This window comes from Bacillus sp. N13C7, from assembly GCF_026790065.1.
In the GTDB taxonomy this organism is placed as follows: Bacteria; Bacillota; Bacilli; order Bacillales; family Bacillaceae; genus Bacillus.
Genome location: NZ_JALAMO010000016.1, coordinates 26172 through 51006, shown reverse-complemented (window position 1 = coordinate 51006; position 24835 = coordinate 26172). Strand labels below are relative to the sequence as shown.

Sequence of the window (24835 nt, the reverse complement as noted above, 5' to 3'; positions counted from 1 at the left end):
GATGAAAAAACAGCCTCAACAGAAGGAACGGGTTTCTCGCTGGAAGGGAACGTATTTCAAAAGAAACTTTGTCTTCATTTTGCTGATTGCCTGTATTCCTGGATTGCTGACTGGCGGCGCTATCTACTTTCTTTCGATCGACAAGGTAGAGAAAGAGCTGCAGAGATCGCATGAAACACAGGTGGCGCGTGAGGTCAGCCGGATGGATGAAAAGCTTGGAGTATTGGAGCTGGCTCTTACCCAGATGGCAAACGATTCTTCGCTGATGAACGGATTGGCCGAAAGGGATTTGGAGAAAGACTTTACGTTCTCCTATCAACTGACGAAAAGGCTGTTTCTTTTACGGGATCAGCAGCCGCTGATCGAGCAGGCTTCCATCTTTCTGAACAGCCCCCGGCCTCTTGTGCTGAGCCCCGAATACAGCGCTTTGACCGAACAGGAGGCGCTTCGCAAGTATCGCTCGCTGCTCGCCTCTGACAACAGTATTTATTGGAAACAGTCTGGAGATCAAGCGATGCTGATCCAGCTCATTCCGGGCGCGGCGGAGAAACCGTTTGGCGCGGTCATGCTGGCGGTTGATCCGAAAGAAATGGAATCGATCCTGCAAAGTCTGTCCCCCTATCCTGATGGCAGTGCCCTGCTTTTGGATCAGAATCAAGAGGTGTTATTTCATGAGGGGGAAAAAGATTTTAAAAAGGCTTTACTACAAGAGGTAAAAAAACAGCCTGCTGAGAAAGGCCATTTTCAGATGGAATGGGACGGCAAGGTGTATTCCGTCTCCTTTGGAGAAATGAACCGAATGCATCAGCAATGGACGTTTGTTTCGGCGGCACCTCTTTCTGCCATTACAGCGTCGATGGTGTTTTTATCAAAAGTGATCATTGTGATGCTTGTCATTTGCATCGGCTTAGCCGTGTGCATGACGTGGTACGCCTCGAAAAAAATCTATCGTCCTATTCAGCATTTGCTTGGCCTGTTTACCGGCGGAGAGAAGAAAACATGGCAGGCATCCGGGCAGGATGAATTCAAGTGGATTGAAAAGAGATGGCATGATCTATCCCTTGAAAGCCGGAAGCTTCAAGAGCAGCTCCTGCGGCAGACACCCCACATGAAAAAGAGTTTTTTGCAGCACCTCCTGCAGGGCGATTTTTACTATGACAACGAGGAAAGCCTCAGATCGAGGATGGAGGAGGCTGGGTGGAACATCGGAGGAAACGTGTTTCATGTCCTTGATCTTCAGGTGACGGGGCTCCGCTGCGAAAAAAGCATCTTCCGTGAAGGTGATGAACAGCTCGCTGTGTTTACACTGACTAATATCGCTGAGGAGCTAGCGGCAAAAAGCTGTTTGCAGATCTCCATATTTGATATCGGCCGGCTTTCCGTGACCGTGCTAGTGATGAAAACAAACAGCTCTGATCTGAGGGCGTATGTAACGGAGCTTGCACGCCAATTTGGTGATGTCACCGGATTGAGCCTGACCGGAACGATGAGCAGGAGGACGGAGCGCGTCACGGAGATCCCCTCTTTATTTAAAGATGTGAAAAGCGGCAAATCACGCAGGCAGTTTGCCAACCGGCATCAGGTGATTGATTTGCAGGCAGACAGCCTTCACGATGAGCAAACAGCCCCCTATTATCCTTTTGAGCTGGAAAAACAAATTGTTCAGGCCATCCGGCTGGAGAGAAAACAGGATGCCGGGGAACTGATTCGTGTATGCATGGAGGAACTGGCGGAAAAGGCGGCCATAGACAGGCATGTGCACTCCGCCCTGATTCAGCTGTTTTCCCGCATTCAGGAGGATATTCTGCATTCCGGGCTCAATCCGAGTGAACTGCTTCAGCATCGGGATCTGCTTCTTGACATTTCAGAACTGCGCGAACCCGGTGAAGCGGCGGCCTGGCTGATGGATGCTGTCGTGACGCCTTACCTTTCCAAGCTTGAGGGCAGAAAAAACCGACAGCAAAAGCAGCTGGTAGAACGTGTGATTGCGATGATTCACAAACAGTATATGGCGGACATTTCATTGGAAAGCTGTGCCGATGCGCTTGGCATGAATTCATATACGTTAAGCAAGGCATTTAAGCAAGTGACCGGCATTAATTTTATCGATTATGTGACCCACATCAGAATCGAAAAGGCGAAAGAACTGCTGGTGAATACGAATAAAAAAATTCATGATGTGTCAGAAGCAGTCGGCTACCGTCACAATTACTTCAATCGGATTTTTAAAAAACAGGTCGGCATGCCGCCGGGTGTCTTCAGGCAAATGTATCAGGAAACGCCATGAAAGGAGAGAACGTGTGATGGAGAAACCGATTCAAGTGTTTTTAGCGGGGGATTCCACCGTGAGTGACTGCCCGCCTCATGAAGCGCCGATGGCGGGGTGGGGGCAGGTATTCGGGCAATTGTTTTCTGAAGATGTGAAGGTGCGCAATCACGCCAAAGGAGGGGCGAGCACCAATTCTTTTGTGGAGGAAGGAAGGCTTCAGTCGATTGCTGAGCGCATCACGCAAGGCGATTATTTGTTTATTCAATTCGGCCACAATGACCAGAAACCGCGCGGGACGAAGCCGTACTCCACGTTTCAGCAATTTCTCACCCTGTTTGCAGATACGGCACGCGGAAAGGGAGCGCACCCCGTATTCGTCACATCGGTGCAGCGCCGCCGCTTTGACGAAAACGGTCGGATTGAGCATACACTCGGCGAGTACCCTGATGCGATGAAAGCACTGGCGAAGGAGCTTGATGTGCCCGTGATTGATCTGCTTGCAAAAACAAAGGAGCTCTATGAAGCATACGGACCGGAGGAGTCGAAGCGATTGTTCGTTTGGTTTCAGCCGAATGAACATCCGAATTATCCGGACGGCATTGAGGACAATACGCATTTTTCGGAAGAAGGGGCAATGGAGGTTGCGAAGCTTGTGGCAGAAGGCATTGAAGAGCTCGGCCTTCCGCTGAAGGACCACCTTGTGAGCCGGGAGGGAAAAGAATATGTATAAGGAAGGCGCGTGCCTGTACCGCAATCCGCTCCGGTCAGTAAGCGATGTGAAGGACTGGCGGATGGAGGGCGGCGGACAGATCTCATTTGACGATCACCGCTTGCACCTGTCGCATGTTCAAGACGAAGCACACTTTGTCTATTGGTGCCCGGAAACCTTTCCAGACGGCATCATTGTGACGTGGGACTTCTTCCCGATGGAGCAGCCGGGCTTGTGTATGCTGTTTTTTTCCGCTGCGGGAATGGGAGGCGAGGATTTGTTTGATCCAAGTCTCCAGAAAAGAACGGGAAAATACCCCGAGTATCATTCGGGGGACATCAACGCGCTCCATCTGTCGTATTTCCGTAGAAAATACGCGGAGGAAAGAGCGTTCCGCACCTGCAATTTAAGAAAAAGCCGCGGTTTCCACCTCACCGCGATGGGAGCCGATCCGCTGCCTTCTCCAGATGACGCTGACGCCCCTTATCATATGAAGCTTATTAAAGACAAAGGCTATGTGCACTTTTCAATCAATGATCTGCCCATTCTTGAGTGGATGGACGACGGCAGCACATATGGGCCCGTGTTAACAAAAGGTAAAATCGGGATCCGGCAGATGGCGCCCATGAAAGCCGCTTATCGAGATTTTGCTGTGCATCAAGCGGTGAGAAGATGAAGACGACGGTAACGGATGCGCTTTATGCAGGCTGTGAAGCGGTGGTGAAAATTGCGTGGCTCAACGGGCTGTGGCTGTTGTTTACGCTTTTGGGCGGCGTCCTTTTCGGATGGGCGCCGAGCACAGCTGCGATGTGTGCCGTCATACGGAAATGGCTGATGGGGCAAAAGGATGTCCCGGTGTTTCCATTATTTTTAGCCACCTACAAAAAAGAGTTTCTCAAGGTCAATGCGATCGGATTGGCGTTTGCGGCTCTTTTGCTCATATTGTCCGCGAACTATCATTACTTTTCTGCAAATGCGGATTGGCTGTCCTTTACCGTGACGAGCTGCACGCTGCTTGCAGGGCTTTTGTATATCATTGCGCTGATGTATGTGTTTCCCCTTTATGTGCACTACCAGCTCCCGCTTCGCAAATATATTCCGCAAGCGCTGCTGTTTGGCGCCATGCAGCCTCTGACGACGGGCTGTATGCTGATGGGCTGCGGATTTGTCCTTTATTTGCTGTATACGCTTCCGGGACTGATCCCATTTTACGGTCCATGTTTATTTGGGCTTGTGTCGATGTTTTTTGCTTTCAGAGGATTTCAAAAGACGGAGGCCCGGCACCGCCAAGCTGGGTAGCAAAAAAATGACAATCATGCAAAAAAGTGCAATGTCCCAAAAAGGCAGTTGCAAAAAAGTGAAATTGAAGACAGCCCTCACAGCGCATAAAATCCAATATAAGTAAGCGCTTACAGATAAAAGAGAAGGAGCTGTCTGATGATTACACGAAGGAAACGCATGTTTACCGCTGTTACGTTGCTGGTCTTGTTGATGATGGGTGCCTCTTTATTTCCTGTGAAAGCAGAAGGAGCAGCGCGGCAGATGGAAGCGCTGAACCGCGGACTTGTGGCGGTCAGGACGGACAGCGGCATTTTTGTCAGCTGGCGGTTTCTTGGCACTGAAAACGCATCGGTTTCGTTCAATGTGTACAGAGACGGGCAAAAGCTGAATGCTGCGCCTGTCAAAACCACGAACTATGTGGATAAAAACGGATCGGCGGGCTCTGCGTATACGGTTCGGGCTATCGTAAACGGAACCGAACAGGCGGCTTCTGAAAAAGCCTCCGTATGGGCGCAGCCGTATCATTCTGTCCGGCTGGATAAACCGGCTGGCGGCACGATGCCAAAGGGTGAAGCTTACACCTACAGCGCCAATGACGCAAGTGTTGGCGATGTGGATGGAGACGGGCAATACGAGCTGATCCTGAAATGGGACCCGTCTCATTCAAAGGACAATTCACAGGATGGCTATACGGGTGACGTGCTGATTGACGCGTATAAACTGGACGGAACGAAATTATGGCGGATCAATCTCGGCAAAAACATCAGAGCGGGCGCGCACTACACCCAGTTTATGGTGTATGACCTTGATGGTGACGGAAAGGCGGAAGTGGCGATGAAAACGGCAGACGGGACAAAAGACGGCACGGGCAAAGTGATTGGAAATGCCAATGCTGATTACAGAAATGAACAGGGGCGTGTGCTTTCAGGGCCTGAATATCTCACTGTGTTTCAAGGTGCAACCGGGAAAGAGCTTGTCACCGCAAACTTTGAACCGGCGCGCGGCAATGTGTCGGATTGGGGAGACAGCTACGGCAACCGGGTGGACCGGTTTCTAGCTGGGATTGCCTACCTCGACGGACAGCGGCCGAGCTTGATCATGACTAGAGGGTATTATGCCAAAACCATGCTTGTCGCCTATAACTTCAGAGACGGAAAGCTGTCAAAGCTTTGGACGCTTGATTCTTCGAAGTCGGGAAATGAAGCGTTTGCCGGACAGGGGAATCACAACCTGAGCATCGCGGATGTTGACGGAGACGGTAAAGATGAGATCATTTTTGGCTCAATGGCTGTTGATCAAGATGGCAAAGGCATGTACTCGACTGGCTTAGGCCACGGAGATGCCCTCCATACCGGGGATCTTGATCCAAGCCGGCCTGGGCTTGAGGTGTTTCAAGTACATGAGGACAAAAATGCAAAATACGGCTTATCCTTCCGGGATGCAGCAACCGGTAAAATCCTTTGGGGCGTTTATGCCGGCAAGGATGTAGGCCGCGGGATGGCTGCTGATATCGACCCGCGTTATCCGGGACAGGAGGTGTGGGCAAACGGTTCCCTTTACTCAGCAAAAGGGGTCAAAATCGGAAGCAGCGTTCCATCCTCGACCAACTTCGGCATCTGGTGGGACGGCGACTTGCTGCGGGAACAGCTGGACAGCAACCGAATCGATAAGTGGGATTATCAAAACGGCGTATCGAAAAATGTGTTGACTGCGTCAGGCGCAGCCGCCAACAACGGCACAAAAGCAACACCGGCACTTCAGGCTGATCTGCTCGGTGACTGGCGTGAGGAAGTGGTGTGGCGAACAGAGGACAGCAGTGCGCTCCGCATTTACACCACGACCATTCCGACTGAGCACAGGCTGTACACGCTGATGCACGATCCTGTGTACCGGCTTGGCATCGCCTGGCAAAATGTCGCGTATAACCAGCCGCCGCACACAAGCTTCTTTTTAGGAGAGGGCATGGCGGAACAGCCAAAACCGAATATGTATACACCTTAATAGAAAGGGGGAAGGAACGGGCTGCGCGCAGCCCGTTCCCATCAAATGAAACCAAAAAAGAGGCAGATGGAATACTTGACCAGAGGCTTAATTGCGGTCAAGACAGAGCAGGGCGTGTTTGTCAGCTGGCGTTTTCTGGGAACAGATCATGAGACGACGGCTTTTCACCTTTATCGGGATGGGAAGCGAATCACTCGCGAGCCGATCGCGGACAGCACCAATTTTCTTGATCAAAACGGGACGGCGGACTCTGTTTATCAGGTGGCGGCCGTCAATAAAGGACGGGAAGAAAAGCTTTCCAAAGAAGCTCCCGTCTGGCGGGAAAATGTCCTAGAGGTTCCGCTTAACAAACCGGAAGGCGGTGTGACGCCGGATGGAAAGCCGTACACCTACAGCGCCAATGATGCCAGTGTCGGGGATGTGGACGGGGATGGAGAATATGAAATCATCCTGAAGTGGGACCCGTCCAATTCAAAAGACAACGCCCATGACGGATATACCGGGGAGGTTCTCATAGATGCCTATAAACTGGACGGCACCTTTTTGTGGCGCATCAACCTCGGCAGAAACATCAGAGCGGGCGCGCATTATACCCAGTTTATGGTTTATGACCTGGACGGTGACGGAAAAGCAGAAATCGCCATGAAAACAGCCGACGGCACAACAGACGGGAAAGGAAACATCATCGGCGATGAACATGCCGATTTTAGAAATGAACAGGGAAGGATTCTGTCCGGACCGGAATATTTGACGGTGTTTAAAGGAGAAACAGGTGAAGCGCTCACGACCGTGGAATATGAACCGCCCCGCGGCAAGCTGGAGGACTGGGGAGACCGCTACGGAAACCGCATGGACCGTTTTCTCGCCGGAATCGCTTATTTGGATGGGGAACGGCCGAGCCTCGTGATGGCGCGCGGCTACTATACGAGAGCGGTGCTCGTGGCATACGATTTCAGAAACGGGAGGCTTAAAAAGCGCTGGCTATTTGATTCCAATCAGCCGGGTAATGAAGCGTACGCAGGGCAGGGCAACCACAGCTTGAGCGTGGCGGATGTTGACGGCGACGGGAAGGATGAAATCATTTACGGCGCCATGGCGGTCGATCATGACGGTACCGGCCTGTACACAACGGGACTCGGGCACGGAGATGCGATGCATGTAGGGGATCTGGATCCGTCCCGAAAAGGGCTTGAAGTGTTTCAGGTGCATGAGGATGCCACAAAGCCGTACGGACTGTCACTGCGAGATGCCGGAACCGGCGAGATATTATGGGGCGTCCATGCCGGGACAGATGTCGGCAGAGGCATGGCGGCTCATATCGATCCAAACTGCAAAGGGTCGCTTGTCTGGGGAATTGATCCGCCGGGCAATGACGGAATGTCATACGGCCTTTTTACGAGCAAAGGAGAAAAAATCAGCGACAAAGCGCCTGCCTCAGCCAATTTCGCCATCTGGTGGGACGGTGATTTGGTCAGAGAACTGCTTGATCATGACTGGAACGGAACGATCGGCAGGCCAAAGATTGAAAAATGGGATGCTGAAAACCGCTGTCTGAAGACGATATTTCAGCCGTACGGCGTGCTGTCCAACAACGGCACGAAAGGAAACCCGGTTCTTCAGGCCAATCTGTTTGGAGATTGGCGGGAAGAAGTGATATGGAGAACGGAAGACAGCAGTGCGCTCCGCATCTATACAACGACACATCTCACCCGCCACCGCTTTTACACACTCATGCACGATCCGGTCTACAGGCTCGGCATCGCTTGGCAGAATACCGCCTACAACCAGCCGCCGCACACGGGCTTTTATCTTGGAACAGGGATGAAAAAACCGCCGAAGCCCGCCCTGTATATAGCGGGCAGCAAAGAGGAGGCGCCTCTATAGGTGGAATCAGGGATACGAAGCAAAGGCTGAACGCTGCGACAAGAAGATTAACCAACGGGCAGGACGAACCAATGTTTAAGCGCTCCACACACCGGTTTTATCAAGGGAAGAGCTGTCCTGGATTGAAGCCGTACTAAACAAAAAAACGAGGGGGAATGAAAAATGGCAAATCATATTTATCTTGCCGGCGATTCGACTGTTCAAACATATGGAGACAGCACCAATCAAGGGGGATGGGGGCAGTTTCTCGGCTCGCATCTGCCGGAGCATATTCAAGTGATCAACAGGGCGATCGGGGGAAGAAGCTCGAAAACATTTGTGGAAGAGGGCAGGCTTCAGGCAATCCTTGATGTGATCGAACCGGATGACTGGCTGTTTGTGCAGATGGGCCATAACGATGCGTCAAAAAATAAGCCGGAGCGCTACACCGAGCCCTATACAACCTATAAACACTATTTAAAGCAGTATATCGCAGGTGCGCGGGAAAAAGGCGCCCATCCGCTTCTCATCACCCCCGTAGCCCGCTTTCATTACGAAAACGGCGAGTTTTTGAACGATTTTCCTGATTATTGCATTGCCATGAAACAAGCGGCTGAAGAGGAGAATGTCCCGCTCATTGATCTAATGGAGAAAAGCCTCGCTTTCTTTTCTGAGAAGGGCGAGGAAAAAGTGTACACCTATTTTATGATTTCAGAAGGGATTAACGATTACACGCACTTTACCAAAAAAGGCGCAAATGAAATGGCGAAACTTGTGGCAAAAGGCATAAAGGAGCTCGGCCTGCCACTGACAGAATCGATCATCAAAGAAGGGTGAAAAATGTGAGCAGAAAACTATATCACGGCGCTTGCTATTACCCGGAATTATGGGATGAAGAGACGATTCAGCAGGACATTGACATGATGCGCGAAGCTGGCATTAATGTGGTGCGGATCGGTGAATTTGCCTGGTCCGTCATGGAGCCGGAGGAAGGAAAAATTGACGTCGGTTTTTTCAAAGAGATTATCACCAGGCTGTATGAAAACGGCATCGAAACGATCATGTGCACGCCGACGCCTACACCGCCAATTTGGCTGTCGCACGGCCGGCCGGAACGCATGCATGTCAATGAAAAAAGAGAGGTCATGGGGCATGGCTCCCGTCAGCATGCTTGTACGAACAACCCGTATTTCCGAAAAAAAGCCGCCATCATCACCACAAGCATTGCCAAGGACCTTGGCCAGCTTCCGGGATTGATTGGCTGGCAGCTCGATAATGAGTTTAAATGCCATGTGGCTGAATGCATGTGTGAGACGTGCCTGCGCCTATGGCACGACTGGCTCAAAAATCGTTACGGTGTGATAGAGCGATTAAACGAGGCATGGGGAACCGATGTGTGGAGTGAAACCTACCAGACATTTGAGCAGGTGCCACAGCCGGGACCGGCACCGTTTCTGCATCACGCCTCTCTAAGCACCATATATCAGCTGTTTTCAATGGAGATGATCGCTTCATTTGCGGATGAACAGGCCAAAATCATCCGCTGCTATTCGGATGCGCCGATCACGCATAACGGATCTGTCATGTTCAGCGTGAACAATGAGCGGATGTTTCGGAATCTCGATTTTGCCTCCTTTGATACCTACGCATCACAGGAAAATACCTCTGCCTTTTTATTGAACTGTGATTTATGGAGAAATGTAAAACAAGGACGCCCGTTTTGGATTTTGGAAACGAGTCCGTCATATGCTGCCTCGCTCGAAAGCTCCGCTTTTCCGCATGCCGACGGGTATTTACAGGCCGAGGCCGTATCTTCTTACGCCTTAGGAAGCGAGGGCTTTTGCTATTGGCTGTGGCGCCAGCAGCGTTCGGGCAGCGAGATTTCCCACGGCTCGGTTCTCAGTGCCTGGGGCGAACCCACCATTGGCTACCAAAATGTGCTGGCGGTTGAGCGGGCCAGAAAGGAAATCGAGCCTGTTATTCTATCGACTGAACCCGTTCAAGCTGAGGCGGCGCTGACTTACTCTGACAGAGCAAAAGCATTTATTAAAACTGAGCCTCACCGGGGACTCCATCACCGTACGCTTGTGACCCATTTTTATGAACGCATTCTCAACACGGGGATTCACCGTGACCTTATTCCGGAAGGTGCTCCGCTGGACGGCTACCGCTTGCTGTTTACGCCATTTGTGCCGTATCTGTCTTCGGATTTTATCACAAAAGCTTCGGCATTCGCTGAAGCGGGCGGCATCTGGATCGCCGGTCCGCTGACAGGAGGACGCACAAGCGAACATACCATTCATACCGATTGCGGGCTTGGAGAACTTGAGAAAACAGCCGGGATCAAAACGTTGTTTACCTTTCCAATGAACGAGGACGTGAATACAGGAAAAGCGTTTGGCATCACGGCGCCGCTCGGGCTGTGGAGCGCGGTGTTTGATACAAAGAACGGAAACACCCTCGGCACGGTTGAATCAGGACCGGGAGCAGGCCATGCTTTTCTGGCAGAACAGAAGCACGGCAAAGGGAAAATCGTCATGCTCGGCTCGCTTCCATCCGGGAAAGAAGGGGATGTAATGCTGGAAGCGCTCGTCAGGCATTACGCGGCTGAAGCAGCCATTTCTGTCCGATCGGATGTGACACCCGGCACGATCGTTGCCCCGCGTATAGGCGAAAACGGCCTTGTGTGGATCGTTGTGAATATGGATGGAAAAGGCGGGAGCGTGACATTGCCGGAAGCGGGAACGGATTTGTTGACGAACCGTTTGACCAAAGCGGGGAGACTGGCAGTCGGACCGCACGAATACCGTGTGATTCAGTTTGAACATCACAGCTGATTCTTGCATCGAATCAGCTTTTTTCTATGGAAGGAGAGGACCGATGAAAAAGACCAAATGGTTATCAGAACAGCCGAAGGTGACAAGCGGTGTAACGTGGGGCGTGCCATGGAAAAGAGGAGAATTGAGAAAAGGAGACCCTCTGGCGCTTGTAAATGAAAAGGCGGAAAGCCGATATGTGCAAAGCGAACCGTCGGCCTATTGGCCGGACGGGAGCGTCAAGTGGACGAAGCATGCAGCGGTATTCACGGGACAGGAACATCAAACCTTTACAGTGCAAAAAGGAGAAGCCACGCAGCCAGCCGAAACGCTCAGCATCAATGAGTCAGAGCATGACATCCAAGTGGATACAGGAGCGATCATCTGTAGCATCCATAAAACAGGCTCTGATCTCATTCAATCATTGCAGGTCAACGGAAAGCCGATCGCCGCAGGCGGGAGGCTCATTGCCATAAGAGAAACGAGAAAAGAGACGGCGGCCGAAACGGTTCTTTTCCATGAAGCGTCTGTCAGCCTCATCAAACGAGCAGTGATTGAGAAGAGCGGACCTGTCAAAGCGGTGGTCAAAATAGAGGGCGTGCACATGCTCCAAAAAACGAATGAAGAATGGCTGCCGTTTGTCATCCGATTGACGTTTTATGCCGGGCTGCCTGAGGTCGGTCTTGTACACACGCAGCTGATTGACAGGAACGGAAAACTAGAATTCATTAAGGGGCTCGGCATTGAATTTGACCTTTTTGTGGAAGGAGAGCCGTACAACCGGCATTTTCGTTTTGCGGGAGAGAAAGGGATGTACAAAGAACCGGCCCAGCTGTTTGGCACACGTAAATTCAATGAACGGTATCCGCTTTATCAAGACCAAATCAATGGCGACACGCTGTCCCCAAGTGAAGAGCATAATGAATGGTTTGCTCATGGCACACAGAATGCGGTTTGGAACGATGTAAAGCTTGTCCAGGATTCCAGCGATCATTACAGCCTGTCAAAACGGACAGGAAAAGATTATGCATGGATCAGCATGCTGCATGGCAGCCGGGCGAAGGGGCTCTGCTATGCGGGAGGCGAAAATGGCGGCCTAGCACTCGGCCTGCGGTATTTTTTTGAGAAATATCCGTCTGCACTTGAAATCACAGGTCTTGCCGGCACCCATCCCAAAATGACCGTCTGGCTTTGGCCCCCGGACGGAGAAGCGATGGATTTGCGGCATTATACAGGAAACACTCATGTAGCCAGCGCGTATGAGGGATTTGATGAAATGGGTTCTGATCCGACCGGTATTGCCAATACAAATGAAATCAGCTTGGCATGCTTTTCATACATGCCGTCTGAAGAGGTCCTCAATGCGCTCGCTGACAAATGGCAGGCGCCGCCGCTGCTTGTATGCGAGCCGGACGTCTATTACGAGTCAAAGGCGCTGGGGGTTTGGAGTGTCATTGACACATCCGATCCGCTCAAAAAAGAGCTGGAGGAGCAGCTCGCCGCCGCCTTTCTATTTTATAAAAAGGAAGTAGAGCAGCGCAGATGGTACGGGTTTTGGGATTATGGCGATGTCATGCATACGTATGATCCGATTCGGCATATGTGGCGGTATGATCTCGGCGGATACGCATGGCAAAACAATGAGCTCGTTCCGACCCTATGGCTGTGGCAGGCGTTTTTCCGCTCAGGCAGAGAGGATATCTTTCGCATGGCAGAAGCCATGACCCGCCATACGAGCGAAACGGACAGCTTTCACCTCGGTGAATATGCCGGGCTTGGCTCACGGCATAACGTGGTGCACTGGGGGTGCGGCTGCAAGGAAGCGAGAATCAGCATGGCCGGGCTTTATAAATTCTATTATTATCTGACGGGAGATGAGCGGACGGGCGATCTTTTGACAGAAGTGAAGGATGCCGATTATGCCCTCGTCAAAACCAATCCGATGCGCGCTTTTTACGAGAAAGGCAAACACCCGACTCACGCCAGAACCGGACCGGACTGGGCTGCGTTTTGTTCCAACTGGCTGGCGGAATGGGAGCGGACCGAAAACCCCGAATATCTTAACAAAATCCAAACAGGCATCAATTGTCTGAAGCAGCTGCCGCTCCGCTTATTATCCGGGCCGACATTTGAATATGACCCGGAGACTTCGATGCTTCATCACAAGGGAGACGGCACCGCGGGCGGATATCACATGATCATTGCCTTTGGTGCGCCGCAAGTGTGGATGGAGCTGGCTGAGCTTCTTGATGACCGGGAATGGGAGGATATGCTGAGTGAATTCGGCGAATTTTACACACTCAGTGATGAGGAAAAACGGAAAAAAAGCGGAGGCGCTCTTCATGACGGGCATTTTCACTGGCCAATGTTCGCCGCCGGTATGACAGCCTACGCCGCGAGAAAAAAACAAGATCCTCATCTCGCCGCCAAAGCGTGGAACCTTTTGCTTGATGATAAGCTTAGCCATACGCCGCTTCCGATCAAACCGGAGCGCATCGAGACATGGACACAGCTGGAGGAGCTCCCGTGGGTGACAACGAACACTGTCTCTCAATGGTGTTTAAATGTCATAGCGGCGCTGGAATTGATCGGAGATTCCCTTCCTGCAAAAAAAGATACATCTGGCAAAAAAGGATAACAGCCTGAATTTCATAGGAGAAATGATGCAAAAAATGAAGATTGCAAGCATTTATGTAAGCGCTTTATATTGAGAGGGGCAAAGGGGAAATGCAAATTGAAAAAAGGGGGACTTACGCAACATGAAAATAAGAATGCGAAAAAAATGGATGGCCTTGCCGCTTGCTGCCATGATGATCGCCGGATGCAGCCATTCGGAAACATCCAATTCAGCAAGCGATTCGAAAGACACGATCAAAATTATGGCGCCGCTTTTATCGCCGGAAAGCCCGAGTGATAAGAGCCCTTCATTAAAAGCGCTCGAAAAATACACAGGCAAAGAGATTAAGGTCACATGGGTGCCGGATTCATCCTATAACGATAAATTCAACATCGTCATGGCTTCCGGAGAGATGCCTCATGCGATTGTGATTAAGGATAAGTCAGCCGGTTTTATCAAGTCTGTCAAAGCGGGGGCGTTTTGGGAGCTGTCTCCTTATTTGAAAGATTACAAGAATATAAGCCAGGCAGATGAAAAGATTTTGAAGAACAGCTCGGTAAACGGCGAGGTGTACGGCATCTACAGAACGAGAGATCTGATCAGGGCGTGTATGATCATCAGAACCGACTGGCTGAAAAACGTCGGACTGGATATGCCGGAAACGCTTGATGATTTCTATGAAGTGCTCAAAGCCTTTAAGGAAAAAGATCCTGACGGAAACGGCAAGGATGATACGTACGGCATGGTCGTGCCGAAATGGATGGGACTTGGAAACGGAAGCCCATGGGATGTTCTGCAAATCTGGTTCGGCGCTCCGAACCGCTACGGCGTTGAAAACGGAAAGCTGATTCCTGATTTTACAACGAAGGAATACATGGATGCGCTCAAGTTTTTTAAAAAGCTGTATGATGAAGGCTTGATCAATAAGGACTTTGCGGTCATGGATTCAGCGAAGTGGAATGATCCGGTTGTGAAAGGAAAAGCAGGTGTCATCGTTGATACAGGCTCCAGAGCGTCTCAAATCCAAAGCGCAATGGAAGAAGCGGATGAGTCGAACAAGGATATCATTGATATCGTCGGCACAGTAGAAGGGCCAAAAGGCAAGCGCACTTTCCCGACATCCGGTTATTCAGGCATGATCGCGATCCCAAAATCAAGCGTCAAAACCGAAAAAGAGCTGAAAAAGGTGCTGTCCTTCCTCGATAAAATGAATGATAAGGAAGCGCAGATTCTCACGAACAACGGGGTAGAGGGCCGCAATTACGAGCTCAAGGACGGTAAATTCACCTCGCTTGAAAAAAACAACAAATCTCTCCTGTATGAGCATGAAGGTCTGGCCCAGTTCAGCATGTCGATTCCAAAAAGCGAATATTACATCGAAGACCAGAAAACAAAGCTCTTTCAGCATCGCAAGGACATCATAACAGAAGGAGAAAAGATCGCTGTTTTTAACCCGGCCGAGTCGCTTGTATCAGATGTCTATACCCAAAAAGGAGCCCAGCTTGACAACATCATTCTCGACGCGAGGACGCAATTTATCATAGGAGAAATTGATGAACAAGGGTTCGAGGATGCGGTGGAGCTTTGGAAAAAAAGCGGCGGTAATGAACTGATGAGGGACTTGAACAAATTGTATCAATCGACAAAATAAACCGATGCGCCTGCCGTTCGGCGGGCGCCCCGGTATTCCGAAAGGAGAACAGTTATGGAAACAGTGCCGAAGAAGGGAGATTCACCTGGTCTCACTGCTGGTAGAGGCATCAGCTGGATGGCTGCGCTCAAACGGGACAAATGGCTTTATCTCCTTCTTATTCCCGGGCTGCTTTATTTTTTGATTTTCAAATACTTGCCGATGTGGGGCGTACTCATCGCATTTAAAGACTACTCGCCATACCTCGGCTTCTGGAAAAGCGAATGGGTCGGGTTTGATTATTTCAGAGACTTTTTTATGAATCCGGATTTTTTTAGGCTGCTGCGCAACACGCTCATGCTGGCGAGCCTTGATCTTTTGTTTGCCTTTCCTGCGCCTCTTATTTTGGCCTTGCTTTTGAATGAACTGAGAAAGGCCGTGTATAAAAGATGCATCCAAACCTTTATTTACGTGCCCCATTTTGTGTCATGGACAATCGTGGTCAGCATCACCTTTGTTTTCTTTACTGTTGATACAGGTGTAATCAACAAAATGGTCATGAGTTTGACAGGTGAGCAGATTTCCTTCTTATCGGATGCGGACTGGTTCCGGCCGATGATCGTGATGCAAAGCATCTGGAAGGAGACAGGCTGGGGAACGATTTTATTTCTGGCCGCGCTGGCGACGGTTGACCAGGAGCAGTATGAAGCCGCCATTATGGACGGTGCGGGCCGGTTCAGGCGGATGTGGCACATTACGCTGCCGGCCATCAGAAGCACCATTATCGTTTTGTTGATTTTAAGAATCGGCAGCTTTTTGAACCTCGGTTTTGAACAGGTGTATTTGATGACGAACTCGCTCAACCGCAGCGTGGCTGACATTTTTGACACGTACGTGTACATGATGGGGATTACCCAAGGCGCGTATAGCTACAGTACAGCGGTCGGTTTGTTTAAATCGGTTGTCGGGATTATCTTGATTTTCGGCGCCAATTACATTGCGAAAAAGTTTGATCAGGAAGGACTGTTTTAGAGGAGGGAGAGTATGGCTGAAATTCACACGATGCACAACACAAAAGCCGGACGGGTGTTTGACGTCTGCAACATTCTGTTTCTCGGCGGCGTTGGCGCGATTACCATTTTGCCTTTTTTGTACATTATTGCAGGTTCTTTTGCAACAGAAGCGGAGCTCGCCCAGCGCAGCTTCTTTATAATCCCGGAAACCTTTACACTCGATGCTTACAAGTACGTGTTTTCGACACCGACATTCATCCGAAGCATGGGCGTATCTATTTTCATCACCGTGGTCGGGACGGCTGTGCAGCTGTTTTTTACCTTCACGATGGCTTACCCGCTGGCGAAGCGGCATGTGAAGGGACGGAATTTGCTGTTGAACCTGGTGATTTTCTCCATGCTGTTTTCCGGCGGCATGATTCCGACGTATCTTGTCGTGAAATCACTTGGCCTTTTGGATACGTATTGGGCATTGATTCTGCCAATGGCGATCAATCCGTTCAATCTAATTATTATCAAAAACTTCTTTCAGCAGCTGCCGCGCGAGCTGGAGGAATCAGCAAAGATTGACGGCTGTTCCGAAATCGGGGTTTTCTGGCGGATCGCCCTGCCGCTTTCAAAGCCGGTCATTGCGACCTTTGCGCTGTTTTATGCGGTCGGGATTTGGAATGATTTCTTCCACGCCCTCTTATATATCAATGACAGCGCAAAATGGCCGCTGCAAATGGTGCTTCGCCAAGTCACAATCTTATCGGATTTAACGGCGACCAATGGCGATACAATGCAAAATACCGTTCCGCCGGAGCAGGGAATAAAACTCGCTGTCATTGTCATTGCGACGCTTCCAATTTTGGCTGTCTATCCATTTTTACAAAAACACTTTGCGAAGGGGATGCTGATCGGTTCGGTAAAAGGCTGAGAAAGGGAGTGTTTCATATCGGTACGTTAGATCACATTAAAATTGCCTATATCGGCGGGGGATCCCAAGGCTGGGCCAGAAGCCTGATGAGTGATCTGTCGGTCGATGAACGGATGTCAGGCACGGTGGCGCTCTATGATCTTGATTTTGAAGCGGCTCAGAAAAATGAAGTGATCGGCAATCACAGCGGAGACGGCAGATGGAGGTACGAAGCGGTTTCTACTTTGAAAAAGGCGTTATCGGGCGCGGATATCGTCATTATTTCGATTTTGCCGGGTTCACTGGAGGATATGGAAATCGATGTCCATCTCCCTGAGCGCTGCGGCATTTATCAATCTGTGGGTGATACTGTCGGGCCGGGCGGAATCATCAGAGGCTTAAGAGCAGCCCAGCTGTTTGCGGAAATTGCCCGGGCAATAAGAGACTATGCACCCGAATCATGGGTGATTAATTATACAAATCCAATGTCTGTCTGTACAAGAGTCCTCTATAAAGTCTTTCCCGGCATCAAAGCGATTGGCTGCTGCCACGAAGTATTCGGGACGCAAAAGCTGCTGGCGGAAATGGTCACAGAAAGGCTTGGCGTGGAGGTGCTGCGGCGCGAAGAGATCCGCGTCAATGTACTTGGCATTAACCATTTTACATGGATCACAGAAGCCTCTTACCGCCATATTGACCTGCTGCCTATATTCCATGAATTCAGCGCACATTATGGGGAATCGGGATATGAGCTGGAGGGCGAGAGCTGGAGGGACAGCGTCTTTCGTTCGGCACACCGTGTTGCATTTGATTTATTTGAAACGTATGGCGCCATCCCTGCTGCGGGTGACAGGCATCTGGCAGAGTTTCTTCCCGGTCCATACCTCAAACAGCCTGAAGCATGGAAATTTCATCTCACACCTATATCTTTCAGAAAACAAGACAGAGATGAGAAACGAAAAGAAACAGAACGATTAATTGTACAAAAACAGGGCGCTGCCGGGAAAGCCTCGGGAGAAGAAGGCGTGAACATCATAGCGGCTCTCCTCGGATTGGGTGAACTCGTCACGAATCTCAATATGCCGAATCAAGGGCAAGTCTCGAACCTACCTTTACAGGCCATTGTCGAAACAAACGCATTCATCACACGGAACCGTGTTCAGCCGATTTGTTCCGGAGCGCTGCCGAAGGGTGTGGAAATGCTGGCGGCCAGGCACGTATCCAATCAGGAGGCAGTGGCGGAGGCCGCTTTAACAAAGGATCGCCGCCTTGCGTTACAGGCCTTCCTCAATGATCCGCTTGTCACGATTGACCCCAGTGATGCAGCGCAGCTATTTCATGACATGCTGGCAAAGCACCAAACGATGTAAAAAGAAAGCCGATGGGCCGCTTTTTTTTCGAAATCTGAAGTTCCGGTTTAGAAAGAGTGCAGTTGACCATAATGATAGTAGCTTTTAAGAAGTAGGTGCTATCAACGTGGAAGATTATCTGAATGTAGCAATAGAATTAGTTTGCGGTCTTGGCATTTTATTTATCATTTTAAAATTTCTGGGGAAAACGCAATTCTCTCAAATTACGCCGTTCGACTTTATTTCTGCTTTAATTTTAGGAGAACTGGTCGGAAACGCCGTCTATGATCATGAAATCAAGATAAAAGAAATTATTTTTTCTTCTCTTTTATGGGGCCTTCTTATTTTTTTGATTGAATTAATCACACAAAAACTCAAAGGAACCAGAAAATTTCTGGAAGGCGAACCGAATATAGTGATTCATAAAGGAAAGCTGAAATACAAGATGCTGAAGAAAAATAAGCTCGATATTAATCAGCTGCAAAGCCTCCTGAGGCAAGCCGGCTGTTTTTCGATTCAGGAAGTGGAATATGCGATTTTGGAAACAAACGGGATGATCAGTGTGCTCCCGAAGGCTGATTTTGGCAAACCGACCAGAAAAGATATGAACCTTCCGCCTAAGGACGTATCTTTGCCGATTACGTTAATTCTTGATGGGGAGATTGTGTTTGACAACCTGGTGGAGGCGGGCGTGGATGAACAATGGCTAAAGCAATCGCTGCAAAAGCACGGAGTTGAAAAGGCTGAGGATATCTTATACGCGGAATGGCATGCCAACCAGCCGCTTTATGTCGTCACATATGAAGAAAGCAGTTCATCTTGACCCAAAAAAGAGCTTGCAGCAGGTGCAAGCTCTTTTTATTATTCGTGAGTTCCTTGTTTAACAGCTCTTACGTGGTACATGCTCACTTCAGTGCTGATTAGATAGTCAGGCTTTGGTTTCCCCTTGTTCGCTTTATGGCCGGCGATATGCGCATCGCTCTTTTCCCATTGCTTCCAGTGATCCTCAGATTCCCAGCGAATCATGACAACAACTTCCTCATCACCGCGGCGGACGTTTTTCTCAAGCACTGTTACATCAATTAAGCCTTCTTGTTTTTCAATGATTCCTTCAGCGCTGAAACGTTCTATGACTTGATCTGCATGGCCTTCTTTTACCGTCATTTTTCTCAATTGAACAAACATCGTCTCTCTCCAATCATTCTCATATATTATGATTGTAAATGAAATTCATTCTCAATGTCAAAGAAAGCGCATGGCGGCATAGCCGCCGCATCGTTATTCTTTCAATAAAAACACATTGCCGTCTTCGTCCTTAAATTGAACGAAGGTGCCCCACTCCATTTGATTGGGCTCTCCGAGAAATTCTACACCGTTTGCTTTCATTTTCTCGTATGTACCAAAAATGTCTTCACATTCAAACACGATAGAAGCCTTCATTTGTTCAGAGCCTTTCATCATGGCTTTCGGGTAAATCACTAAACGGGTCTGGGCTCCTTTTGGTGCAACCTCCAGCCAGCTTGCCTCAGGCCCCATCGGGTGGTCTGCCGCAATATCAAAGCCAACCTTCTCCGCCCAAAATTGCTTCGCTTTCTGTTGATCCTCAACATAGACAGCGACAGTGCCAATTTGTTTGATCATAGGAAAACCTTAATGATACTATAACCTGTTTACGGCTGAAGTAACATAAAAAAATCAGCCGGAAAACCCGGCTGATTGTCGATTAATACGAGCAGCTCACAACATCTATCAGATTTGTGTCTAAGGCGAAATAAACCCAGCGGCGCCGTGAAGAATCCCAATAAAAGCCGCCGACGGATCTTCTGCCAAGAATGATCGGGAAGAACCAAAATGAGCGGCCGTTGGTTAACCAAACATAGGTAAACCGGAAGAGGCAAGGCCGAATGGTGATGGGTTCAACTAAAAAAGCAGCTCCTTGAGCACCCTGCGGCTTTTGTGGCTTCGCTGGTATTTGGGAAGGCGGGGGGCCCTGTGGCGCACCGCCAAAGCCAGGCACAGCCCCGCCGCCAATACCAGGGCCGGCCCCGCCGCCGAAGCCAGGCACAGCCCCGCCGCCAATACCAGGGCCGGACCCGCCGCCGAAGCCAGGTACAGCCCCGCTGCCAATACCAGGGCCGGACCCGCCGCCGAAGCCAGGCACAGCCCCGCTGCCAATGCCAGGGCCGGCCCCGCCGCCGATGCCAGGGCCGGATCCGCCGCCAGTACCAGGCACAGCCCCGCCGCCGATGCCCGACCATGGGTAACCATTTGGATAGCGGTATTCATATTCAAAAGCAGGCCAAGGATCATAAAAATGCCCGGCAAACATATAAGGATCAACATAATACATGTGATAACGTCCTTTCTCATTGTAAACTGTACATTTGCAGTCTATGCATGCGGGCATTTATTGGTGTATTCGCCTATGGTTGAAATTGGAATGTGTTCAGAATGCAGAATCATTTGATTTTTCACTAGTCCCATTCACAATTCCGATTTATCATTTTATAATGAAAGAGCTTCTATTATGAAAAAGGAGACAGACCGTGAATATCGATCAATTATTATATCAATATATCATAGACCACACTGCGGATATTACTGAGAAATGGTTCAGCTTGCGATGTCAGCTGAAAGGAGAGCTATATTCCGCCAGCCATTTAAGTGAAGAAACGAAAAAGCTCTTAACCGAGCAGCATACGTTTACCAATATAACAATCGCAAGCGCATTTCTGGAGGATCAAACCGAGTTTCAAGAACATATGGCAAAATGGGCGCAAAGCGTTGCGAAAAACAGGGTTGAGCAAGATGTTCAGGTTCATGAGGTTGTAGAAGCCATATCAAACTCTAGAATCTCATTCTGGGATGCTGTCGTTGCGTTTATCAAAGAGCATCAAGATATCGTCACCAATGATGATGCCGACCGATGGAACCGCATAGTGAATCAGTCGTTCGATAAGCTGATTATTGAGTTTTCTGAGCAGTACCAAAAATTTATGCTGATGAGGCTCACATCTCAGCAGGAACTGATTTCTGAGCTGGGCTGCCCTGTGATTTCCATTGCTGATGGAATCGGGATATTGCCGCTTATCGGTTCCATTGATACAAAACGGGCCCAGATCATTTTAGAAACAGTGCCAGTCCGCTGTGTCGAGAGAAAAATTACAAGCCTTGTCGTTGATCTTTCGGGTGTTCCGATTGTGGATACCATGGTGGCGCAGCAACTGTACAACCTGTCTAAAACGCTTTTCTTACTGGGTGTCAAAGCTGTCTTTTCAGGGATTCGTCCAGATGTGGCACAAACATCAATTCAATTGGGGCTTGATTTCAGTGAATATGAAACGTACGGCACGCTGAAGCAGGCATTAGAAAACATGGGTGTCCGCTGTATTGTTGAGGAATTGGAAGAAAACAAATAGAAAGTTCAATGAGGCATATGATTGTCCGGCGTCGGATGATCATATGCCTTTTTCATTCAAACAGAAATCACCATTGATTTATCAAAAAAAACATAATATTATAATTCTTATAAGAATACTGTGAATTAAAACATATTCGAACAGGGGGAAGGTCTATTGGTTTCAAAATCAACGATTGATCCTGAAGTGATTGAAAAGATAATCAGCTCGCTGGAAACGCTCGATTTCGGCACCGTTCAGATTACGGTTCATGATTCTCAGGTGACCCAAATTGAGAAAATAGAAAAGCACCGTTTTTCGCTGAAAAGGAAAGAAACGAAGTGAGGGCGTAAAGGGTTTGTTTTCATTAAATTCTCCTTAAAACATATACATATTTCATCCAGTTTTTATATAATAGACCTTTAAGATCATTTTTTGGGAGGATTTTTGACATGCAAGCTACGGTTCACGAGAGTAAGCAATCGATCATGCAACGCATTTTGACAGTCTTTGTCTTCACATTGCTGATCGCGACTGTCGGCCTTTTTATCGGCCAATTTGTTCCTGTCGCTTTGATGCTGCCGCTTTCTATTCTTGAAGTGGCGATGATTATCCTGGCCTTCTGGATGCGCAGAAGAAAAGCGGTCGGATATGCGTTTGTCTATACATTCGCGTTCGTTTCCGGCATTACCTTATTTCCGATCGTCAGCCACTATGCTTCCATCGCCGGCGCCTATGTCGTGCTTGAAGCTTTTGGCTCTACATTTGTCATTTTTGCTGTTTTGGGCACAATCGGCGCAAAAATGAAGAAGGATTTATCCTTCCTGTGGTCATTTCTGCTGGTAGCGGTGCTCGCGCTGATGGTGGTGGGTATTTTCAACATTTTCAGCCCATTAAACTCAGCGGCGATGATGGCGTATTCCGTGATCGGAACCATCGTCTTTTCTCTTTACATTTTGTATGATTTAAACCAAATCAAACACCGCCACATTACGGAAGACTTAATCCCCGTAATGGCATTATCGCTGTACCTTGACTTTATCAACTTGTTCATCAACCTGCTTCGCTTCTTTGGCATTTTGAGCAGTGATGATTAATGAAAAAGCGCCTGTCTTTGGATAGGCGCTTTTTTTCATACACAACAAGGCAGGTGAAGGTGGGCGGCTGTCATTTTGTTAGGTGTGGCGCCTGTGCATTTGGTGAGATGGGTTTTTTAGTCCTTAAACACGCTGAGCCTTTCAAAAAGATCACCCAGCATCTTCACGAACATGTCTTTTTCCTCATCGCTGTAGTTTTCCATCACCGCGGAGATTTTGCTGAAATGGCCAGGCAGAAATTGCTCCAGCCGTTCTTTGCCTTCCTTTGTCAGTTCAATGCTGATTTTTCGTTTATCCTCTGTGTGGTGCCTGCGGCTGACAAAACCGTCCCTCGCCAGCCCGTCCAGCAGGCCTGTAATCGTTGCTTTCGTGACGTTGGATTGGTTGGCAAGCTCTGTCGGACTTAACGTATGGTCCTTGGCATCAAAGAGCAGCATCAGGATTTTGAATTTTCCTTCTGACAGCCCGCGGCCTGCGAAGTAATGCTCCATCACATGATTCATTTTTTTAGAGATATCAAAAAGAGATAAAAACAATTCAAGAGAGCCGGCGTCTATATTGGCATACGTCTCGGCGTGCTCTGTTATATGCTTATATTTCGGTAAATGTTTTAATTCCATTGCAATGAGCTCCTGTACATTAGTAGTGACACGATTATAAAGGAGCGGAAATCGTAACGCAACCTGGATTGACAGCTTTTCACTCAACATAGTAAGGTAATGTAGTTAGGTGCCTAACTACTTATAAAGCTGAAAAGGTGGTATTACATATGAAACATATTTTGATAGCAGGAGGCGGAATCGGCGGCTTATCAGCAGCCATATCCCTCAGTAAAGCAGGGTTTTCTGTCACCTTGTGTGAAGCGGCTTCAGAAAACCGCAAAACGGGTGCGGGAATTCTTCAGCCGCAAAACGCAATGGCCGTCTTGAAAGAATTGGGCGTGTTCGAGGAGTGCTGTAAGCATGGCTTTCAAACAGAGTGGTTTAAAACGTTTGATGCACAGGGGAATCTCCTGTTTACAGTCAGCGAATCCTTTTTAGACGATACACTGCCGGGACGCAATAATATCCTGCGCAAAACGCTAAATGACATTCTCAAGAAGCATGCCGAGGCGGCGGGTGTAGACATCAAGTGGGGGAAAAAGGTTGTCTCCTATGAAGAAACAGCTGAAGCGGTCACTGCCGTATGTGAAGATGGAGAAAAGCTGCAGGCTGACATTCTGGCGGGTTTTGACGGGATTCACTCCGTTGTTCGCGATAGAATGCTGCAAAAGGAAACAGAAAAAGAGTACCTTGGCATGGGGGCGTGGCGCTTTTATATCGAACTTCCTGATTTTACATTTGAGGACGCGACATTAATGTATAGAAGCGGGGATACACAAATTGGCGTCGTTCCATTGGCGGAACACGCCGGCTATGTCTTCGTCCTCCAGCCTTGCACGAGTGATTACTGGGATGAGGAAGATACCCGGTTTGATAGAGTAAAAGAGATTCTTTCTGGTTTTCCGGGGCTGGATTTTGTCACAAAGCACATGTCAAAACAGCATCCTGTCATCTTTAACAAACTGGAGCAGGTCGCCGTGCAGGAGCCATGGCACAAAGGCCGCGTCGTCATCGGAGGAGACGCCGCCCACGCTGGAGCGCCGACCCTGGCGCAAGGAGCGGCAATGGCGATCGAGGATGCCATCGTCCTCGCCGAAGAACTCAAAAACCATGAAGGCCACGAAACAGCATTTCAGGCGTACTACAAAAGAAGAGCCCCACGAGCGCTCAAAGTCCAGAACCTTTCCTCAGAAATCGTCCGCCGCGGGCTGAAAGGAGAGCCGGGAGCGGAAGAATTGATTGGGGAGTGCTATGCGGTGTTGAGAGAGAGGTATTAAATAGGAAAAGTCCAG

Annotated in this window: 22 protein-coding genes; 18 read left to right on the top strand and 4 right to left on the bottom strand. The window is 49.3% G+C overall.

Annotated elements, in window-relative coordinates:
• Position 1 precedes the first annotated feature (1 nt).
• From MOB98_RS16455 to MOB98_RS16390, 14 genes are all read left to right on the top strand, one after another.
• The gene (locus tag MOB98_RS16455; RefSeq protein WP_268361444.1) at positions 2-2287 is read left to right on the top strand and encodes an AraC family transcriptional regulator; all 2286 of its coding nucleotides are present in this window, start codon (positions 2-4) and stop codon (positions 2285-2287) included.
• Positions 2288-2300: 13 nt separating this feature from the next.
• Positions 2301-2999: a rhamnogalacturonan acetylesterase gene (gene rhgT / locus MOB98_RS16450; RefSeq protein ID WP_268361442.1), complete on the top strand. Its 699-nt coding sequence runs from the start codon at positions 2301-2303 to the stop codon at positions 2997-2999.
• The gene (locus MOB98_RS16445) at positions 2992-3654 is read left to right on the top strand and encodes a YesU family protein (RefSeq protein WP_268361439.1); all 663 of its coding nucleotides are present in this window, start codon (positions 2992-2994) and stop codon (positions 3652-3654) included. The genes rhgT and MOB98_RS16445 overlap by 8 nt, the downstream gene beginning before the upstream one ends.
• Complete coding sequence (locus MOB98_RS16440; protein WP_268361438.1) at positions 3651-4277, top strand: YesL family protein; 627 nt, start codon at positions 3651-3653, stop codon at positions 4275-4277. Before MOB98_RS16445 ends, MOB98_RS16440 begins: the two co-directional genes overlap by 4 nt.
• Positions 4278-4415: 138 nt before the next feature.
• Entirely contained in the window at positions 4416-6260 is a 1845-nt protein-coding gene (gene rhgW, locus MOB98_RS16435) for a rhamnogalacturonan lyase (RefSeq protein ID WP_268361436.1), read from the top strand.
• 45 nt (positions 6261-6305) lie between these two features.
• Positions 6306-8144: a rhamnogalacturonan exolyase gene (rhgX, locus tag MOB98_RS16430; protein WP_268361434.1), complete on the top strand. Its 1839-nt coding sequence runs from the start codon at positions 6306-6308 to the stop codon at positions 8142-8144.
• A 162-nt stretch (positions 8145-8306) separates the two neighbouring features.
• The gene (locus MOB98_RS16425) at positions 8307-8960 is read left to right on the top strand and encodes a rhamnogalacturonan acetylesterase (protein ID WP_268361432.1); all 654 of its coding nucleotides are present in this window, start codon (positions 8307-8309) and stop codon (positions 8958-8960) included.
• A 5-nt stretch (positions 8961-8965) separates the two neighbouring features.
• Positions 8966-10960: a beta-galactosidase gene (locus tag MOB98_RS16420; protein ID WP_268361430.1), complete on the top strand. Its 1995-nt coding sequence runs from the start codon at positions 8966-8968 to the stop codon at positions 10958-10960.
• Positions 10961-11003: 43 nt separating this feature from the next.
• The gene (locus MOB98_RS16415) at positions 11004-13577 is read left to right on the top strand and encodes a hypothetical protein (RefSeq protein ID WP_268361428.1); all 2574 of its coding nucleotides are present in this window, start codon (positions 11004-11006) and stop codon (positions 13575-13577) included.
• A gap of 121 nt (positions 13578-13698) precedes the next feature.
• Positions 13699-15207 (top strand): extracellular solute-binding protein, encoded by a 1509-nt coding sequence (locus MOB98_RS16410; RefSeq protein WP_268361426.1) that lies wholly within the window; start codon positions 13699-13701, stop codon positions 15205-15207.
• Between the two features lie 54 nt (positions 15208-15261).
• A complete protein-coding gene (locus tag MOB98_RS16405) occupies positions 15262-16218 on the top strand; it encodes an ABC transporter permease (protein WP_268361424.1) in 957 nt (318 codons plus the stop codon).
• Positions 16219-16230: 12 nt separating this feature from the next.
• The gene (locus MOB98_RS16400) at positions 16231-17118 is read left to right on the top strand and encodes a carbohydrate ABC transporter permease (RefSeq protein ID WP_268361421.1); all 888 of its coding nucleotides are present in this window, start codon (positions 16231-16233) and stop codon (positions 17116-17118) included.
• Positions 17119-17126: 8 nt separating this feature from the next.
• Positions 17127-18467, top strand: a complete 1341-nt coding sequence (gene lplD / locus MOB98_RS16395; protein ID WP_268361418.1) for an alpha-galacturonidase LplD — start codon at positions 17127-17129, stop codon at positions 18465-18467.
• A 106-nt stretch (positions 18468-18573) separates the two neighbouring features.
• Positions 18574-19269: a DUF421 domain-containing protein gene (locus MOB98_RS16390; protein ID WP_268361417.1), complete on the top strand. Its 696-nt coding sequence runs from the start codon at positions 18574-18576 to the stop codon at positions 19267-19269.
• Between the two features lie 38 nt (positions 19270-19307).
• Here the strand turns inward: MOB98_RS16390 and hmoA are convergent, their stop codons facing one another.
• The 3 genes from hmoA to MOB98_RS16375 all read right to left on the bottom strand — a co-directional run bounded on the left by hmoA (position 19308) and on the right by MOB98_RS16375 (position 20796).
• Positions 19308-19631 (bottom strand): heme-degrading oxygenase HmoA, encoded by a 324-nt coding sequence (hmoA, locus tag MOB98_RS16385; RefSeq protein WP_268361415.1) that lies wholly within the window; start codon positions 19629-19631, stop codon positions 19308-19310.
• A gap of 93 nt (positions 19632-19724) precedes the next feature.
• A complete protein-coding gene (locus MOB98_RS16380) occupies positions 19725-20087 on the bottom strand; it encodes a VOC family protein (RefSeq protein WP_268361413.1) in 363 nt (120 codons plus the stop codon).
• 82 nt (positions 20088-20169) lie between these two features.
• Positions 20170-20796 carry a hypothetical protein gene (locus tag MOB98_RS16375; RefSeq protein ID WP_268361411.1) on the bottom strand — a complete coding sequence of 209 codons (627 nt, stop codon included), beginning with the start codon at positions 20794-20796 and terminating at the stop codon, positions 20170-20172.
• 196 nt (positions 20797-20992) lie between these two features.
• Here MOB98_RS16375 and MOB98_RS16370 point away from each other — a divergent pair, with 196 nt between their 5' ends.
• The 3 genes from MOB98_RS16370 to MOB98_RS16360 all read left to right on the top strand — a co-directional run bounded on the left by MOB98_RS16370 (position 20993) and on the right by MOB98_RS16360 (position 22941).
• Positions 20993-21865 carry an STAS domain-containing protein gene (locus MOB98_RS16370; RefSeq protein WP_268361410.1) on the top strand — a complete coding sequence of 291 codons (873 nt, stop codon included), beginning with the start codon at positions 20993-20995 and terminating at the stop codon, positions 21863-21865.
• A 156-nt stretch (positions 21866-22021) separates the two neighbouring features.
• Positions 22022-22189 (top strand): YezD family protein, encoded by a 168-nt coding sequence (locus tag MOB98_RS16365; RefSeq protein ID WP_166853957.1) that lies wholly within the window; start codon positions 22022-22024, stop codon positions 22187-22189.
• A gap of 107 nt (positions 22190-22296) precedes the next feature.
• Complete coding sequence (locus MOB98_RS16360; protein ID WP_268361408.1) at positions 22297-22941, top strand: Bax inhibitor-1/YccA family protein; 645 nt, start codon at positions 22297-22299, stop codon at positions 22939-22941.
• A 116-nt stretch (positions 22942-23057) separates the two neighbouring features.
• Here MOB98_RS16360 and yetL read toward each other — a convergent pair whose 3' ends face one another.
• Entirely contained in the window at positions 23058-23561 is a 504-nt protein-coding gene (gene yetL / locus MOB98_RS16355) for a transcriptional regulator YetL (protein ID WP_268361406.1), read from the bottom strand.
• A gap of 149 nt (positions 23562-23710) precedes the next feature.
• Here yetL and MOB98_RS16350 point away from each other — a divergent pair, with 149 nt between their 5' ends.
• The gene (locus MOB98_RS16350) at positions 23711-24820 is read left to right on the top strand and encodes an FAD-dependent oxidoreductase (RefSeq protein ID WP_268361403.1); all 1110 of its coding nucleotides are present in this window, start codon (positions 23711-23713) and stop codon (positions 24818-24820) included.
• The last annotated feature ends 15 nt before the right edge of the window (positions 24821-24835 follow it).